The organism is Vibrio sp. 1288 (assembly GCF_033344475.1).
Genome location: NZ_JAWPOX010000050.1, coordinates 1 through 17,176 on the forward strand (window position 1 = coordinate 1; position 17,176 = coordinate 17,176).

Below are 17,176 nucleotides of genomic sequence, written 5' to 3' on the forward strand. Positions count from 1 at the left end.
CTGAAACTCAGTATGTTGTTTAAGAACTGAACAACATGGGGCTACCATGTCTTCTCATCGAATTAAGCAACAAAGCCATTTATATCTTCAAATAATTAATTAGAGAAAAAAATGAAAATTTTAGTGACAGGTGGTGCAGGGTTTATCGGTTCCGCCGTGATAAGACATATTATTAGTAAAACGTCAGATAGCGTAATTAATGTTGATAAATTGACTTACGCTGGCAATTTAGAATCATTATCTCAAGTTGAAAGTAACGAGCGTTACACGTTCGAACAGATAGATATTTGCGATAGAAGCGCGCTGGATAAAGTGTTTGCCCAACATCAGCCTGACGCGGTAATGCATTTAGCGGCGGAGTCACATGTTGACCGTTCTATTGACGGCCCAGCCGCATTTATCGAAACCAATATTGTCGGCACCTATACTTTGCTAGAGGCTACTCGATCGTATTGGAATGAACTGGATTCTAATCGAAAATCAGCGTTTCGTTTCCACCACATCTCCACTGACGAAGTATATGGCGATTTAGAAGGAACGGATGATCTATTCACCGAAACCACTTCTTATGCCCCTTCCTCTCCTTATTCCGCATCAAAAGCTTCGAGTGATCATTTAGTTCGTGCGTGGCAGCGTACTTACGGTTTACCAACCATTGTAACTAATTGCTCAAACAACTACGGCCCTTTCCACTTCCCGGAAAAACTTATCCCTTTAATGATCTTAAACGCTTTGGATGGCAAGCCATTACCTGTGTACGGCGATGGTATGCAAATCCGTGATTGGCTATTTGTGAAAGACCATGCTCGAGCACTATACAAAGTCGTGAGGGAAGGGAAAGTTGGGGAAACCTACAATATCGGAGGTCATAACGAAAAAGCCAACATTGAGGTGGTTAAGACTATTTGTGCGCTTTTGGAAGAGTTAGTACCCAACAAGCCAGAAGGCGTGGCTCAATATCAGGACTTGATCACTTACGTGAAAGATCGTCCTGGGCACGACGTGCGCTACGCAATTGATGCGTCAAAAATTGATCGTGAACTGGGGTGGAAACCAGAAGAAACGTTTGAAAGTGGTATCCGAAAAACAGTGGAATGGTACCTCAAAAATGAAAATTGGTGGAGCCGTGTATTAGATGGTTCTTACAATCGAGAACGCTTAGGTCAACACAACTAAACATAATTAAACTGGTTAGGTACATGAAAGGAATAATATTAGCTGGTGGTTCTGGCACTCGGCTTTACCCCATCACCCAAGGCGTTTCAAAACAGCTACTGCCCATTTACGATAAACCAATGATTTTTTATCCTTTGTCGACACTGATGTTGGCCGGCATAAAGGATATTTTAATCATTACCACGCCAGAAGATCAGGCAAGCTTCCAGCGCTTACTCGGTAAAGGCGAACAATTTGGTATCCGACTTAGCTATGAAGTACAGCCCAGCCCAGATGGCTTAGCACAAGCCTTTATCATTGGTGAATCATTTATTGGTGATGACGCTGTATGTTTGGTACTTGGAGACAACATCTTTTATGGTCAAGGCTTCACCCCTAAATTAAGACAAGCGGTTACCAGTGCTGAACAAGGGCAAGGTGCAACCGTATTCGGCTATCAAGTCAAAGACCCTGAGCGTTTTGGTGTGGTGGAATTTGATCAAAACCAAAAAGCGATCTCATTAGAAGAAAAACCAGCAAAGCCAAAAAGTCATTACGCGGTGACTGGACTGTATTTTTACGATAACCATGTCGTCAAGTTGGCCAAACAAGTTACACCTAGTGAACGAGGCGAGCTAGAAATTACAACCTTGAACGAAATGTACTTACAACAAGGTCAGCTTAACGTGGAAATCTTGGGCCGTGGTTACGCTTGGTTGGATACCGGTACCCATGAAAGCTTATTGGAAGCAGCCCAATTTGTGGAAACGATAGAAAAGCGACAAGGCTACAAAGTCGCCTGCCCAGAAGAAATTGCTTACAACCAAGGTTGGCTGACCGAGCAACAGGTCAAGCAACTGGCTAAGCCGCTAGTGAAAAGTGGCTATGGGCAATATCTCATGGATCTAATAGAAGGGTAACTCGCATGCAGCTTGAACTGATTGAATTTCCAATATTGGGCGACGAGCGAGGTGGTTTAGTTGCCTTTGAAGCGAATCAAACCATTCCATTTGAAATTAAGCGGGTATATTCGATTTTTAGCACTCAACTTGGGGTGTCACGAGGTTTTCATGCCCATAAAAATCTTTCTCAAGTGGCAGTTTGTATTACTGGCAAATGCCGCATGGTCTTAGATGATGGCTTCTCTCGTCAGGATGTATGGCTAGATTCTCCGACAAAAGGTGTGCTGATTGAAGACCTTACATGGCGAGAAATGCATGATTTTAGCCAAGACTGTGTCTTATTGGTTTTAGCCAGCGAACACTACGATGAAAGCGATTATATCCGAGATTATGACGAATTCTTAAAGGTAGTTCGCCATGCTTCATAAAATGAGTGATATACAATCCCCCAATATCGGCAACGAAACCAACATCTGGCAGTTCTGTGTTGTGTTACCTAATGCCGTGATCGGAAACAACTGTAATATTTGCTCCCACTGTTTAATCGAGAACGATGTCGTCATTGGTAATAACGTGACGGTAAAAAGCGGTGTCCAGATATGGGATGGCATAACGATTGAGAACGATGTTTTTATTGGCCCCAATGTCACCTTTACCAATGATCAAAAGCCTCGCTCCAAACAGTACCCTGAAGCCTTCCTTAAGACCCGAGTGTGTAAAGGGGCATCAATTGGAGCAAATGCCACAATTTTACCAGGCGTAACCATTGGTGAATTCTCAATGGTTGGCGCAGGAGCGGTTGTTACTAAAGACGTAGCTCCTCACACCACCGTCGTTGGCAATCCAGCAAGAGAAATAAAAAAATGATCCCATTCTTAGACTTAAAAAAAATAAACCAGCAATATGAAGCTGAGCTTAAACAAGCGTGTGCACGAGTCATTGATTCTGGTTGGTATGTCCTTGGTAAAGAGGTTGAAGAATTTGAAAAAGAGTTTGCGGCTTACTGTGAGACAGAGCATTGTCTGGGAGTTGCAAATGGATTAGATGCACTGGTATTAATCTTACGCGCCTATATCGAACTTGGCATTATGCAAGAAGGCGACGAAATCATTGTTCCCTCAAATACCTATATCGCATCCATTCTTGCTATCTCTGAAAATGGTTTAACGCCAGTATTAGTCGAGCCAGATCTCAATACATACAACTTAGATCCAAACCTGATTGAGCAAGCCATTACCGAAAAGACCAAAGCGATTTTAACGGTCCATCTCTATGGTCAAGTTACAGGCATGGATGCGATCAACCAAATCGCCCAAAAGCACAACTTAAAAGTGATTGAAGACTGTGCTCAGGCTCATGGCGCAATCTATCAAGGTAAAGATGGCAAAGCTAAAAAAGTCGGTAGCTTAGGCGATGCGGCCGGGTTTAGTTTTTATCCGGGGAAAAACCTAGGCGCACTAGGCGATGGTGGTGCTGTCACCACTAATGACAGCGAGTTAGCTCAAACAATCTCTGCACTGCGCAACTACGGTTCACACCAAAAGTATAAGAACTTGTATAAAGGAGTGAATAGCCGTCTGGATGAAATACAAGCAGCGATGCTACGTGTAAAACTGCGTTATTTAGATAAAGAAATCAAAGTACGTCAAGATGTGGCTCAAGCTTACCTGAAAGGTATCAATAACCCGCTAATCGAGCTACCTAAAGTTGAAGATGTCAATGCACATGTATGGCATCTGTTTGTGATTAAAACGACTCAGCGAGAAGCGCTTGTAAACTACCTTTCAGAAAATGGCGTTCAGACACTAGTCCACTACCCAATACCGCCGCATAAGCAAGATGCTTATCAGGAATGGAGTCACGATAGCTTTCCTATTTCAGAACAGATACATGAACAGGTGGTTAGTATTCCGGTTAGCCCTGTATTAAGTTCAGATGAAGTTGACTCAGTTATCGCTGTAATTAATAGTTATAAGTAAGAGCTAATTATGGCGACCAAAGAAAGTAGCTCTAAAAAACAAATACTAAAATCAAGTGCGATTGTCGGTGGTGCTTCATTTATAACCATATTAATTGGATTGGTGAAAGTAAAAGTACTCGCTGTACTATTAGGTCCAACGGGTATTGGTTTGATGGGAATACTTACAACTATTATGGGGACTGGTGCTACTTTTTTTGGTATGGGGTTAGGTACCAGTGGGGTGCGAGAACTAGCACTTAATAATGAAAGTACAGAAAAATTGGGTTTAGTACGAAAGGCTTTGTTCTCAGCTAACGTAATACTTGGGTTATTGGCAACTTTAACTATATTTCTTTTTAAGGAAAGATTATCTGAGTGGTTCTTTCAAAGTCCTGATTACCAGTATGCTATCTCTATTATTGCTGTTGGCGTATTTTTTTCCCTAATATCCGGTTCACAGACTGCACTCCTTCAAGGTTTGCGAAAAATAACCGATTTAGCAAAAGTGAAGGTAATAGGTGCATTTACTGCAACGTTTATTGGCCTGCTTTTTATATGGATACTTGGTGAGTCTGGGGTGCCATTTTTTGTTATTTCGGTACCACTGGTCACTTGCCTTATAGCGTTTTATTTCTGTTTAAAGTTACCCAAAACAACATCGTCATCTATCGCTATTAAGCAACTGAGTATCCAGTGGCGAAGCATGTTTACCCTAGGTTTTGCTTTTATGTTGACAGGTCTAATGGGGACAGGGTCGCAGCTAATTGTTCGCTCTATTCTTAACCAGAAGTTAAATATTGAATCTGTAGGGTATTTCCAGGCAGCCTGGCAGATCTCGATGACCTATATCACTTTTGTTTTGGGGGCTATGGCTGCAGATTACTATCCTCGGTTAACTCAGAGTATACATAATAAAAGCGAAGCAAACCGTTTGGTTAATGAACAAACAGAAATCGCGATTATTTTGGCTGCACCTGTTTTATTGGCAATGCTTGCTTTTGCACCATTGGTTATTAAACTGCTCTATTCTAGTGAATTTACGCTCTCGATAGAAATATTACAGTGGCAGATACTTGGAGATGTATTAAAAGTAATAAGTTGGCCATTAGGGTTTATCATTCTTGCCAAAGGATATAGTAAGATATTTTTCTGCACTGAGATACTTTGGAATACCAGTTATGTTTTATTGGTATATTTTGGAATAGATCGATTTGGTATCGAAGTTACAGGGTATGTCTTTTATTTTAGCTACTTAATATATTTAGTTGCTGTTTATTTTTTGGTCATGAATAGTAATGGTTTTAAATGGACAAAAAAGAATATTAAGTTGATTGTGATGTTAATTATATCATCCTCGATGTTGTTGTTTATTTCATATTTTACCTTGGTGGGAACTATGATTTTAGGGTTGTTACTATTTGTCTATTCGGCTATTTATGCTCTGAATACACTTGTCGAATTAGGCATAAAGAACTCTAAGGTAGACAAAATTATAAATATCTATAAAAGATGTATACAAGCAATTGGTTTTAATTTTTAGTGTGATAATTGTTTGTTTAACCTTATTATACGTCTATTGAATTTTCTAAAAAATTATGAATTGGAATTTACTGTGAACATAATAGAACGTCCATTGGTCAGCTTTGTTTTAATTGCTTACAATCAAGAAGAATATATTAAAGAGGCTATAGAAGGCGCTCTGTCTCAGACATACTCGCCCCTTGAAATTATTCTTTCTGATGATTGTAGCAGAGATCGTACTTTTGAGATTATGCGAGAAGTAGCAGAAAGCTATCAAGGTCCACATAAGATAATTCTGAATCGAAATGATCCTAACTTAGGAATTGGTGGTCACATAAATCGTGTAATGTCACTTTCTTCTGGTGAATTTATTGTAATTGGAGCGGGTGATGATATTTCATTACCTGAAAGAGTTTCAATTAATGTTAAAACATGGCAAGAAAAGCCTGATACAAAGTTAATTTATAGTGATTGCTACTTTGTGGATGAATCTGGCGACATACTAGAAATACACGAACCAGGACCAAAAATGCAAAATGAATCTCTTGATAATGTTATAACTAGAAATTTATGGTGTTTAGGAGCTGTTAGCGCAATTCACCGCAGTGTATTTGATTATTTTGGACCACTAATGGATGGAATTGTACATGAAGACAGAGCTTGGCCAACAAGGGCAAAACTCTTAGGAAGTATTTCATATATAAATGAACCATTAATAAAGTATCAAGCTTTTGGTGGTGTTTCAAGAGACTATATGACCAAAAATGACTGGCTGTTGAGTAAATCAGTTAAATGGTACTCTAATTTTATTAATGATTATAAACAAAAGGTATTGGATTTAAAATTATCAAATTCTGATTATAAAATTATTCAATCCTGTGAAAATAAAATCAATGAACATTGTATGAATAAAGCTATGGCAGAAGGAACACTATCCATAATTTCAATTTTTTCTTCAAAAGTTTCTCTATCATTTAAATTGAAGTTAATCTTAAAGAAAATAAAGAGAAGGGCTTTGTTATGTGTGAGTTAATTGGGGTTAACTATTTTTTGATATCTGTTTGTTGATTTTCTGTTAGTTTATTGTGGGGGAGATGATATGGTAAAAGTGGCGTTACTTCTTGAAGGATGGGGAAGAGGCGGAACAGAACAATACACTTTAGAACTTGCTAAATATCTTGACATGGAAGGCTATCAAGTTGATCTCATTTTATTAAATGATAGAAATGACGCTGATTATATCTCTGAGGTTGCTACTAACTTCAATAACATTTTTCAAACAAGGGGTATTATAGATTTTGTAAAATTGATTAGGAAAAATCAATATACAATAGTTCATTGCCATCTCTACACAAGCTTATTAAAAGTTTCTTTGGTATTGAAAGCACTCCAGTTAACTGCTGATTATAAATTAGTTTCAACACTACATATGCCATGGCGAAGCTGGGGAGCAAAAGAGTACTTTAAATGGAAACTTTCATTTAATTTCATTGATGAAATTATTGCGGTTGCAGATCATATTTTTCTTGATAAAAGGTTGAACAGTTTATTAAAAAAAACGCAAATTGCAGATAAGTGCCATGTTATTTACCCATGTGTTACTAAAGGTAACATCTCAACGGATTATAAGTACTCCAATGATGATAAGTTTACTATATGTGGCTGTGGAAGATTATCCAAAGAGAAGAACTGGTCTGTACTGATAAAAGCAGCTAGCATCCTGAAGAACAAAGGTATCACTAATTTTCAGGTGTTTATTATTGGTGATGGTCAGGAAGGGGAGTACTTAAAAAAACTTGTTGATGATCTTGGTATAGTTAATGAAGTTAAGTTCCTCGGAAAGCGTACTAAAATTGAAGTATACCACCACCTTAATTCTTCAGAACTTGCTGTATTGCCATCTAAATTTGAAGGTATGCCCATGGTGCTTCTGGAAGCCATGTCTTTTGGCACACCAGTCGTTGCCTCAAAAATACCTGCAACTGAAGAGTTAATAACAGACAATGTTAACGGTAGCCTTTTTAAACAAGGTGATGCAGTGTCATTGGCAGGTACTATTGAATGGCATATCTACAACAAGGAGATAAGTAGTACTCTAGGAGATAATGGTAAGACATATTTTAATACGATTTTAAAAGAAAAAAGTGATTTGAAATTACACTTAGATATTTATGGTTTCTTACACGAGCAATAATATTATGAAAATGGTTTACAAGACTCTTTGGTTTTCCGCTGGTGCAATTAGACGCGTAAAAAGGGCATTTTTAACATTTAAGCTCAAAAGGATCTATCAACTCGATTCGGGAGGAAACTGCTATTTTGGATTGGGTATTAGGCTCAACAACCCTTCTAGAATCAGTATTTCCGACCATGTTCTTCTTTCTGACAATGTAAGAATATGGTCTGAACTACAGACTGGAAAATTAATTTTACATAATAATGTTCAAATAAATAGAAATGTATTATTAGACTTTACAGGGTTTTTGGAACTAAAGGAAAATGTGCTAATTTCCGAGGGGGCAAAAATCTACACTCATTCTCATGGCTATGATCCTCGTTCTGAGCCAAAAGGCAGTAAATTAACTATTGCTGAAAATGCATGGATTGGCACTAATGCTATTATTTTGCCTTCAGTAAACTATATTGGTAAGAATGCAATTATTGGTGCTGGAGCTATCGTATCTAAAGATGTCCCAGATAATCATGTATATATTTGTGCGGAAGGGAGACTAGTTGAGAAGAAAAGAGAATACGACCATGACTAAAAAAGTTGTTTTTGTTGATAGGTTAGGAGCTCATTCTATTTGGAATGTTCTTGATCCTATTGCTAAAAAGTTAGTTAAATGTGGTTTTGAAGTCTGTTACTGTCGGATGAATGATGGTCAGCAGCGGCAAGCTCTTATCCCACCAAAAGGAGTCAAAACTGTTGATATTAAAGTGCCTCATGCGAAGACTAAATTGCATTTTATTTTTCAGCAATTGATCTGGTTCTTTCATTTCTCGCGCTTTATCTTGAAGTTTAAGCCTGATTTGGTTCACACTAATTTTGTAATTCCTGGCGCTCTTTCAAAGTTTTCTTGTAAATTATTCAGAAAAGGGAAGGTTGTTTCAACTCGCCATGAATTAAAGCAGTCTATGAATCCCTTGCTTCAATGGCTTGAAGGTTATACTGCTCGCCATGCAGATCATATTGCTTATATTACTGATACAGTAAAAAATTCTTATAACCAAAACGAAGTTAACTGTAGCATAATTTATAATGGTATCGATATTGAACTATTAAATGAGGTAGGAAAGTCAAACCATCCAAGTCCGGTAAATAAGATTGTGTGTGTTGGAAGAATATTACCAGTTAAAGGGCAAGCGTTGTTATTAGAAGCTATGCCACAAGTGTTATCCAAACATCCCAACTCCGAGTTAATCTTAATTGGTGCTGGTTCCGATGAAAGTAAAATTCAGCATCAAGCTACGAGATTAAACATCGACAGTAAAGTGACTATAACTGGTTGGTTAAAACGACAAAAAGTTATAGAAAAGATGGCTTCTTCAAGCCTTATCGTTGTGCCTAGTGACGGTACGCAGGAAGGGTTTGGTTTAGTTGTGGCTGAGGCTCTCGCACTCGAGGTTCCTATTGTCTGCTCTGATATTCCTGTGTTTAAAGAAGTCGCTGGCAATACCGCTTTCATGTTTAAAACCGGAGATAGTTCATCTCTTGCAAATGCAATTGTCGGTGTTCTCGATGAACCAAAAGAAGCGAAAAAACGCGCTGACATAGGAAAAAAACGTGTAGCAGATATGTTTACGGTAGATGTAATGGTCGGTAAATATATCGATTTATACAAAACCTTGCTCTCTAAATAAGTTAGAATCCGTTTATAATTTATACCTACTTAAGTATAAATTATCTCTCTGAAATTACTATCCCTTCGGAATATCAATAATGTCTGATATTAAAGTAACCGCTATCATCACGGTTTATAATGAAAAAGAATTAGTAAAACGTTCTATCGACAGTTTATTAGTTCAAACTTTATCTGAAATTGAAGTGCTAATCATTGATGACGGCTCTAGCGATGGGACGCCAGAAGTGATCGAATCTATACCTGATTCAAGAATCCGATTAATTCGCGGAAATCGTATGGGGAGAGCCGCAGCTCTCAAACTAGCTTGTGAAGAAGCCAAGGGCCAATATATCGCCAACTTGGATGCCGATGATATCGCCTATCCAGAGCGTTTAAAAATGCAAGCTGAGTTTTTGGATAATAATCCCGACCATGCTTGGGTTGGTTGTGGAGAAGAACGACGCGACACACAACGAAATGAGCATATTGACCGTGTTTACCCACTAACCGATAAAGAAATACGTAGGCAATGTGCAAAGTGCATTCCTTACACTCATAGCGGAATTACTTTCCGAAAGTCATTAATTGATGAAGGTATCAACTATGATCCTCAGCAGCCTTATTTGATTGATTTCGAGTTCTTTTTGCGTATCGCCAAAAAGTACAAAGTGGCCAATTTGCCTGAAGTATTGGCTTGTCGCTATGTAAGAGATGAAAGTTTTTTCCAAAGCAAGTTCAAAACGTCCAAGCAAAATAAACGCTTAGCTCGGTTTGGTATCCAGTCTGTATTTTGGTTTCGATTACCTCCTTGGTATTTAGCGTATCCATTAGCACGCCTAATCTATCCTATGATTCCAGTCGGCCTGAAAAAAGTAGTACGAAAAGCAAACGGATTACAAGAAAGTAGAAGTTAATGATTTATTTATTATCTATACCAGGATTAGTACTACTTGGGTTTGTTTTTAAATGGATTAACAAAGCGCCGGTTAGAGGTGTTTACTTGGCGTTTTTTGCTACTGGGATTTTAGAGACAGTAAATCTTGGACCGTTGCGTGAAAAAGTTGGGTTAACAGAGTTAGTTATTTTGTTAACTTGGTTTTCAATGCTTGTTGGGCATGCAGAGCAAAACGAACGGCAAGGCTTTACTCAGTTACAAAAGCTTTGTTTGTTTTTCCTAAGCTCTTTCTTGATTATTGAATGGATCTCTTTCTTTGTTAATAACGCCAGATTTTATAATTATATTGCAGGTAGTTTAGTTGAGGTGCTTAATTATACCTATGGTGCCATGATGGTGTTGACTGTGATACTGCTCGTTGATGATTGGCGTAAACTAAAAGGTTGTATGTATGCTTGGTGTCTCGGGGGGGTAGTAGTTAGCATTATAGGTGTGTGGGCAATGACTGGCACAGCTCCTGCCTGGACAATAGACGAATTCACTGGGCGTATATCATCAACGCTAAAATTTGAGAATCAAATACCTGCTTTTATTATCCCAATTTTTTTATATTCGATGGTAATGCTTCTATCTAGAAGTATAACAAAGCTAATTAAGTCAGGGTTATTTATTTTAACCATTCTGATGGCAATTACCATGATAGGTACAGGTAGCCGTACATCTTTTTTATTATTGATACTCTCCGTTGTGTTTTTAATAGTAATAGGAATTGTTGAGTGGAGAAATAGTGATTTGCTTAAAGGGCGTCTAGGGCTTTTTTCTTCAGCATGTACTGTTGGACTTTTTGCCTATATTTTAGCTGCTTTAACTGCCTTCGATGGTAATTATTCTCTTGGCCATACTCCTTCCTGGCAACGACCTGTCGTAGTTATCTACAATACTCTCACTAGTGAAGCGGGGACGCTGGATAGAACAAGACTAGAGCAAGCTGACGTTATTTTGGAAAATATTGATCAGTCTATGTTTATCGGGAATGGACCAAAATTATATGGTGTTAAATATGGAATGTCAGAAATACATAATACCTATGCGGGGATCTACACTGAATCAGGTTTGTTCGGTCTTATTTTCTTCGTGAGCTTTTTAGTTTGTTCATGTTATACCGCTTTATATGTAAGTAAGCGAGAACCAGTAGCTCACCACAAGCTAATCGCTACAACTCTTGTTGCAGGTTTTGTGTTGCTCTTGCTATATGGTATGACGATGTATGGATTACGACAGCGAAATATATGGCTGTTATCCGGTTTATTGATCAGTACTCATGCTCTCTTAAGAAAAAGTAATCAAAGTTAATAACAGATGAAAATATTATTTATTGAAAGTTATCCCCAAGTGATCTTTGGGCAGCAAAAAACGTTGTTGTCTCTACTCGGCGAAGCGAAAAAACAAGGTTTTGATGTTAGTGTTGCTTGCACTGATGAAGGGGTGTTTACTGAAAAGTTGTCAGAATTAAGTTATCGTTCCGAGATATTCAGATATCCTTCAATGCTATCTAGTTACGGTGGTGCTATCTACAGTTACGGTTTTGTAAAGAAAGTAAAAACAGCTCTCCAGTTACTAAAATATATCAATAGTATTCGTAATAAACTGAAAGTAGCAACGCCGGATCTGATTTTCTGTAACGACATGCGTGGTTTGTTAACAGTCGGCATTGCAGCTAAATTAGCAGGAATTCCTGTCGTTATTTGGGACAAGTTAGATAAACCCCATGGTTGGATGGATTGGTTTCAATTACCTTTGGTGAAAAAAAATATAATAATCTCAGACTCTGTTCGTATTAAATACCCCAAGTGGCAACAGAAACTATTTTCTAAAAAGATTGATAAAGTTTACAACGGTGCATACTTAGATGTTTATAAAAATGCAACAGAAAAAAGAGCAGAGTTGGGTTTATTACCCAACGACATAGCTATTGCTATAGTGGGTTCAATTAATCATAGAAAGGCTCACGATAGAATTTTATCAATATTTCCTGAAGTACATACACAGAACCCAAACGTTAGACTATTTGTTATTGGCGATTGTTCGGATAGCGCTGAAGATATCGCATATATGGAGCAACTTCCAAACAGAAACCATCCTGCTGTTGAATGGTTAGGCTTCCGTAAAGATGCAGCAGACCTCATTAAGTCTATAGATATATTGGTGATTCCTTCTCGTTATGAAGGAATGGGGCAAGTGACTGTCGAAGCTATGGCGTCTGGAAAACCGGTTGTGGGTGCCAATAGTGGCGGTATTCCTGAAGTAGTAGAACACGGTGAGACAGGCTTTATATTTGAAGGCGATGATCTTGAAGACTTTAAACGTCACTTATTGGCGTTATGTGAATCTAAAGCCTTAAGGGAAAAGATGGGATTAGCAGGATTAAAGCGTGCTCAACAGTATTTTGACCGGACTAAACAACATCAAAAAGTGATTAAGTTGTTGCAAGAGGCGGCTAACTAATGGGCGAAATGTTAAAAATAGCACACCTACAGTTACTCCCTTTGGTTACTGGCGTTCAAAGAGTCACGCTTGATGAATTAGAACGTTTAGATACCGATAAGTTTACTCCTTATATTATATGTAAGGAGTCAGGCCCTTTAACCGACGAAGCAGAATCAAAAGCGATCACTTGCTTACTCAGCAATAACCTGGTTAGGGAAATTTCCCCAAAAAGAGACCTATTGGCTTTCTGGGAGTTATATCGATTATTCCGTCAGTATCGCTTTGACGTTGTACATAGCCATTCTTCTAAAACAGGGGTTATCGGTCGTATTGCGGCAAAACTCGCTGGTGTACCAATGGTCGTCCATACCGTACATGGTTTTGCTTTCCCTGCTGCAAAAAACAAATTAGAAAAATGTATCTTTTTTGCTATGGAATGGTTAGGTACTAAATGCTCAGATAAGATTATATGTTTGCATGACGCAGACAGAGAGATAGCAAAGAATCAGTTAGGTGCCAGTGACTCCCAACTCGAAGTGCTCGCAAATGGCGTTGATACCACTAAATACTCTCCTGCGACGTCTGAAATTAAGTTATCCATGCGTAAGGAGCTTGGGCTTCCACAAGACGCTGTTATTGTGGGTATGGTCGGGCGTTTATGGAAACAAAAGAACCCACAGGCATTTGTTGATACCGCGTTACGCCTGTTATCTACAAATGTAAATGCTCATTTTGTTTTAGTGGGCGATGGTGAACTTAAAACAGTCTTGGAAGAACAAGTTAATCAAGCTGGGTTCTCGGACAATGTTCATTTCCTAGGTTGGCGGAATGATACTCCGCAACTTCTAAAATCATTCGATATCTTTGTTCTTCCTTCTTTATGGGAAGGAATGCCTTTAGCTATTCTGGAAGCTCAAGCAACGGGGTTACCTTGTGTGGTTTCAAATATTCAGGGTAATAATCATTTGGTCACTCACAATGTTGATGGTTTCTTGTTTGACTTAGATAAGCCTGAAGAGTTGGCTCTGTATATTGCCCGGTTTATTAAAGACGAAGCACTTCGAACTAAATTTGGGATATCTGGTCGAGATACCATTTTAAAAAAACATGATATCGATGAAAGAATAAAGGAGATCGCGCGATTGTATCAAATTTAATACCAATCAACTTAGGGATTACTCACATCAAATCAGGGCAAGATCATGAAAACCCCTTATTCCATAAGGGGTTTTCATGATCTTGCCCTGGTGAACGGTTACATTTCGAGTTCTTTTTTCCCTATCATACGGCGAACCAAACGAGTAACGCGCCAAATGTGCGTCAAAGTATAAAAATAGATGGCAAATACTGAGATAAAGGGTAAGTGTTCACCAAGCCCTATTGACACAAAAAGTGTGACATTACGCACTTGATCCCACTTTTAGTATTGAGTGATCCTTCTAGGAAGCCATCATGGTTTCATGACTAGAAAAAAAGCACCCAAATACCAAGAAGCACCACCTGAAGTCTCGGATTTAAATGAGGCTAAAGTGCTTATTGATGAGCTGTGGGAACAACTCCGACATTATGAAGATAAGCTAACCACTAGCTCCAAAAACTCTTCAAAATCGCCCTCTTCGGACAACCCTAAAGATCGCCATGAACGAAAAAAGCTGAAAGCTCTGGTGGTCGCAATTCGAGAGGAGCTAAACAAGGCCACACAGGGCATCAACGAAAACTCTCACCGTTAAAGAAAACGGATGTCATTATTGACTGTTTCCCTGAAACTTGTCCTTGTTGTGCTCAATCTGACATTGAGGTCCAAGGTGGGCCATACTATCGCCATCAGGTTTTCGATATTCCAAAACCCACTGTCGATATCACTGAATACCGTTTATTTTCAGGTCAATGTCGGCACTGCAAAGAAACCGTAAAGACTCAAAAGCCTAACGAGGCATCGCAAGGGATTATAGGGCCGAACTTATTAAGTTACATTGGGGTTCTTGCGGGGCAATATCACCTCAGTGTTCGGAAAATCCAATCACTGCTCAAAGAACAGCTTGGCACAACCTTTTCGGTCGGCGCGATTAGTGAAGCGCAAACGAAAGTCGCTTCAATGCTAACGCCATTGCATCAAGCGATAAAACAAGCTTTAAAGAAAGCGCCTTTGATTCATGCTGACGAGACCTCTCATCACCGAAATGATGAAACGAGTCTGCGTTGGTGTTGGTTAGTGTCCAGTGATGACCTTGTCTATGAACAAATACTCTATTCGCGCTCGACCTCCTCAGCGAAAAAGCTCATTGATGAAGACTATGCAGGCATTGTGGTAAGCGACCAGTGCCCAAGCTATAACTGGATAGCCGCAGACCGTCACCAGTTATGCTGGGCACATGTGAAGCGTAACCTTCAGCAAATGGCGGATTATAGTGGTGGTGGGCACACCGCTTATATTGGTAAACATCTTTGTTTGCTAACAAACGTCCTTTTCCATACTCGGCATCGTTATGAGCAAGGTGAATTGGATTACTCACTGTACTTGCGGCGAATGCACAGGCTACAAAAATCGTTCGATCATTGGTTGAGCAAAGGGACAAGTGTCATGGTCAAGCGGTATCGGGGGCGATGCAAGCTACTACTCAAACATAGGGAAAGCTTGTGGGTTTTCCTCAAGAAAACATCAATCCCCTTAACCAATAATGAAGCTGAGCGATGTATTAGAGGTTTTGTCATTCAAAGGAAAATCAGCTTCGGAACAACCTCGGATGCAGGCGATAAATTCCGTAGCCGTATTCATACACTTATCGAAACCTGCAAAAAGCGCGGTCTATCAGCAATGTCAGTTCTGAGTGCAATCATCACTTCTGTTGTTGAGAAGAAACCGTACCCGAACGTTTTTAATCTGTAGTATCGTTCCTCTCAGTCATGAGAAGTCAAGCTGCCTTGGTGAACGGTTACTTCCAATGACCATTAAGTCAGCCAAAGAAGCCTTAATGAACCTTGAACCAGAGCAGTTGAGCCGTATTGGCAATGGTTACTCGGGTTGCTGGGTTGACGCTGACTATGGCTCGGTATCTCAGAAGTGGCTGTTGATTCATAGTGAACAAGCAACCAAGCGAGAAGAAGCAACGTTCTATAAGAACTTAGACAAAAATATCACCAAAGAGCTGAAAGCGCTGGGACAACTAATGAAAAAGAAGTTTGCTTGCACAAGTGGATGCCGAGCAAGCAATGAGCGACTTCGCCAGCCAGTGTCATTTGCTTGGCTTTGCACAACCAACCATCGTTAAAGAGCCAATTTATTCAGGTCGTGGTCGGCCGAAGAAAGACGCAAAGCCAACGGGATACCACTATTTGATAGATGCTACGCCTTATACCGATCTAGAAAAAGTGAAACTGGCCAAGCTTAAAGTGGGTATGTTTATTCTCGCCACCAACGATACTGACTACGCCGATCTAACAATGGCTGCATTGCTTGAACATTACAAGTCTCAGCAAAAGGTTGAGCGCGGCTTTCGCTTTTTGAAAAGCCCTGAGTTCCTGACATCATCAATTTTCCTGAAGAAGCCTCAGCGAATCGAGGCACTACTGATGATCATGACGCTTAGCCTACTCGTTTACGCAAGCTTAGAGCACAAAATCCGAGAGAATCTCACTAAGACCGAGGAATTCTTTCCTAGCATGGTAAAGAACAAGACGACAACCAAACCGACGGCACGTTGGGTATTCTTAAAATTCGAAGGTATCGACACACTCGAATTTGGCGGTCAAAGCTTCATAACGGGTGTACAAGAGCATCAGACTCGGCTGCTTAAGCTTCTTGGAGTACTGTATGAAGCGGTTTATTCCTAAATTAGCTGCGGAATCTCGGATCTAAATCTCGCCACAAACGAAAGCTGGCTGTACTGAAATATCTAATGTTCAAGCTGAACATTGACAAGTTTTTATCCCGAAAATAAAGATATCCCCCCTTCGACTTATGAATGAAGTTATCATCAGGCTATGCAGGTAAAGGGCTGAATAAAATGTGGGGTAACAGAATAGTCCGGACCATTCCATTAAACTGATGACAAAGGATCACGATGAAAAGCCAGCATACAGCTAGTAACCCAAATATTTATGATATGTAGTCAGCAACTAAATCAGATGCTTTCAAGTATATCCAATACCGCGCTAAACTTTTCTAATGGGACTTTCATTCGCAGGCGCTTGCTTTGACTATCTTCTCTTTTTTCAACAGCCAGATTTGCAAGTTCAGGCTCTAAGCGTAGAAAGTCTCCAGAACAAAACAAACTGATAGTATTAGTTTTCACCTTGTAACCAATCCACACACAGCCTTGTTTACCAGTTGTTGATTTGGCAGCCCAATATGTTTTCTTTGGCTGGTCATGGACGTAAAGCAATTCACTTTGATTTACTTTTTCTCTCAGCATAT

At 39.4% G+C, this 17,176-nt stretch carries 16 protein-coding genes and 1 pseudogene; 16 read left to right on the forward strand and 1 reads right to left on the reverse strand.

Going from position 1 to position 17,176, the window contains the following annotated elements; all coding sequences use genetic code 11:
* The first annotated feature begins 111 nt into the window (after positions 1 to 111).
* From rfbB to R8O11_RS22980, 16 genes and pseudogenes are all read left to right on the forward strand, one after another.
* Positions 112 to 1,176 (forward strand): dTDP-glucose 4,6-dehydratase, encoded by a 1,065-nt coding sequence (rfbB, locus tag R8O11_RS22905; protein ID WP_318194465.1) that lies wholly within the window; start codon positions 112 to 114, stop codon positions 1,174 to 1,176.
* A gap of 23 nt (positions 1,177 to 1,199) precedes the next feature.
* On the forward strand, positions 1,200 to 2,075 hold the full coding sequence (rfbA, locus tag R8O11_RS22910; protein ID WP_318194466.1) for a glucose-1-phosphate thymidylyltransferase RfbA: 876 nt from the start codon (positions 1,200 to 1,202) through the stop codon (positions 2,073 to 2,075).
* 5 nt (positions 2,076 to 2,080) lie between these two features.
* On the forward strand, positions 2,081 to 2,485 hold the full coding sequence (locus tag R8O11_RS22915) for a sugar 3,4-ketoisomerase (protein ID WP_238777468.1): 405 nt from the start codon (positions 2,081 to 2,083) through the stop codon (positions 2,483 to 2,485).
* Positions 2,475 to 2,924, forward strand: coding sequence for an acyltransferase (locus R8O11_RS22920; protein ID WP_318194467.1), 450 nt, complete (start codon positions 2,475 to 2,477; stop codon positions 2,922 to 2,924). Before R8O11_RS22915 ends, R8O11_RS22920 begins: the two co-directional genes overlap by 11 nt.
* Positions 2,921 to 4,036 (forward strand): DegT/DnrJ/EryC1/StrS family aminotransferase, encoded by a 1,116-nt coding sequence (locus R8O11_RS22925; RefSeq protein WP_318194468.1) that lies wholly within the window; start codon positions 2,921 to 2,923, stop codon positions 4,034 to 4,036. Before R8O11_RS22920 ends, R8O11_RS22925 begins: the two co-directional genes overlap by 4 nt.
* A gap of 9 nt (positions 4,037 to 4,045) precedes the next feature.
* Positions 4,046 to 5,557 (forward strand): O-antigen translocase, encoded by a 1,512-nt coding sequence (locus tag R8O11_RS22930; RefSeq protein ID WP_318194469.1) that lies wholly within the window; start codon positions 4,046 to 4,048, stop codon positions 5,555 to 5,557.
* 72 nt (positions 5,558 to 5,629) lie between these two features.
* On the forward strand, positions 5,630 to 6,571 hold the full coding sequence (locus tag R8O11_RS22935) for a glycosyltransferase (protein WP_318194470.1): 942 nt from the start codon (positions 5,630 to 5,632) through the stop codon (positions 6,569 to 6,571).
* 66 nt (positions 6,572 to 6,637) lie between these two features.
* Entirely contained in the window at positions 6,638 to 7,732 is a 1,095-nt protein-coding gene (locus tag R8O11_RS22940; protein WP_318194471.1) for a glycosyltransferase, read from the forward strand.
* Positions 7,733 to 7,736: 4 nt separating this feature from the next.
* On the forward strand, positions 7,737 to 8,303 hold the full coding sequence (locus R8O11_RS22945) for an acyltransferase (RefSeq protein ID WP_318194472.1): 567 nt from the start codon (positions 7,737 to 7,739) through the stop codon (positions 8,301 to 8,303).
* On the forward strand, positions 8,296 to 9,399 hold the full coding sequence (locus R8O11_RS22950; RefSeq protein ID WP_318194473.1) for a glycosyltransferase family 4 protein: 1,104 nt from the start codon (positions 8,296 to 8,298) through the stop codon (positions 9,397 to 9,399). Before R8O11_RS22945 ends, R8O11_RS22950 begins: the two co-directional genes overlap by 8 nt.
* A 79-nt stretch (positions 9,400 to 9,478) precedes the next feature.
* Positions 9,479 to 10,294: a glycosyltransferase family 2 protein gene (locus tag R8O11_RS22955; RefSeq protein WP_318194474.1), complete on the forward strand. Its 816-nt coding sequence runs from the start codon at positions 9,479 to 9,481 to the stop codon at positions 10,292 to 10,294.
* The gene (locus R8O11_RS22960) at positions 10,294 to 11,628 is read left to right on the forward strand and encodes an O-antigen ligase family protein (RefSeq protein WP_318194475.1); all 1,335 of its coding nucleotides are present in this window, start codon (positions 10,294 to 10,296) and stop codon (positions 11,626 to 11,628) included. Before R8O11_RS22955 ends, R8O11_RS22960 begins: the two co-directional genes overlap by 1 nt.
* Positions 11,629 to 11,634: 6 nt before the next feature.
* Positions 11,635 to 12,780 (forward strand): glycosyltransferase family 4 protein, encoded by a 1,146-nt coding sequence (locus R8O11_RS22965; protein WP_318194476.1) that lies wholly within the window; start codon positions 11,635 to 11,637, stop codon positions 12,778 to 12,780.
* Positions 12,780 to 13,919: a glycosyltransferase family 4 protein gene (locus R8O11_RS22970; RefSeq protein WP_318194477.1), complete on the forward strand. Its 1,140-nt coding sequence runs from the start codon at positions 12,780 to 12,782 to the stop codon at positions 13,917 to 13,919. Before R8O11_RS22965 ends, R8O11_RS22970 begins: the two co-directional genes overlap by 1 nt.
* A 303-nt stretch (positions 13,920 to 14,222) precedes the next feature.
* Positions 14,223 to 15,649, forward strand: a protein-coding gene (gene tnpC, locus R8O11_RS22975) for an IS66 family transposase (RefSeq protein WP_318194478.1) whose coding sequence is annotated in 2 segments (ribosomal slippage) — positions 14,223 to 14,415 and positions 14,415 to 15,649 — 1,428 coding nt in all. Because the reading frame shifts where the segments join, the coding sequence is not laid out codon by codon here.
* Between the two features lie 49 nt (positions 15,650 to 15,698).
* Positions 15,699 to 16,593 (forward strand): annotated as a pseudogene (locus R8O11_RS22980) (IS1634 family transposase); the annotation flags it as partial.
* Between the two features lie 290 nt (positions 16,594 to 16,883).
* On the opposite strand, the gene R8O11_RS22985 reads toward R8O11_RS22980, so the two are convergent.
* Entirely contained in the window at positions 16,884 to 17,174 is a 291-nt protein-coding gene (locus R8O11_RS22985; RefSeq protein WP_318194479.1) for a hypothetical protein, read from the reverse strand.
* Positions 17,175 to 17,176: the final 2 nt, after the last annotated feature.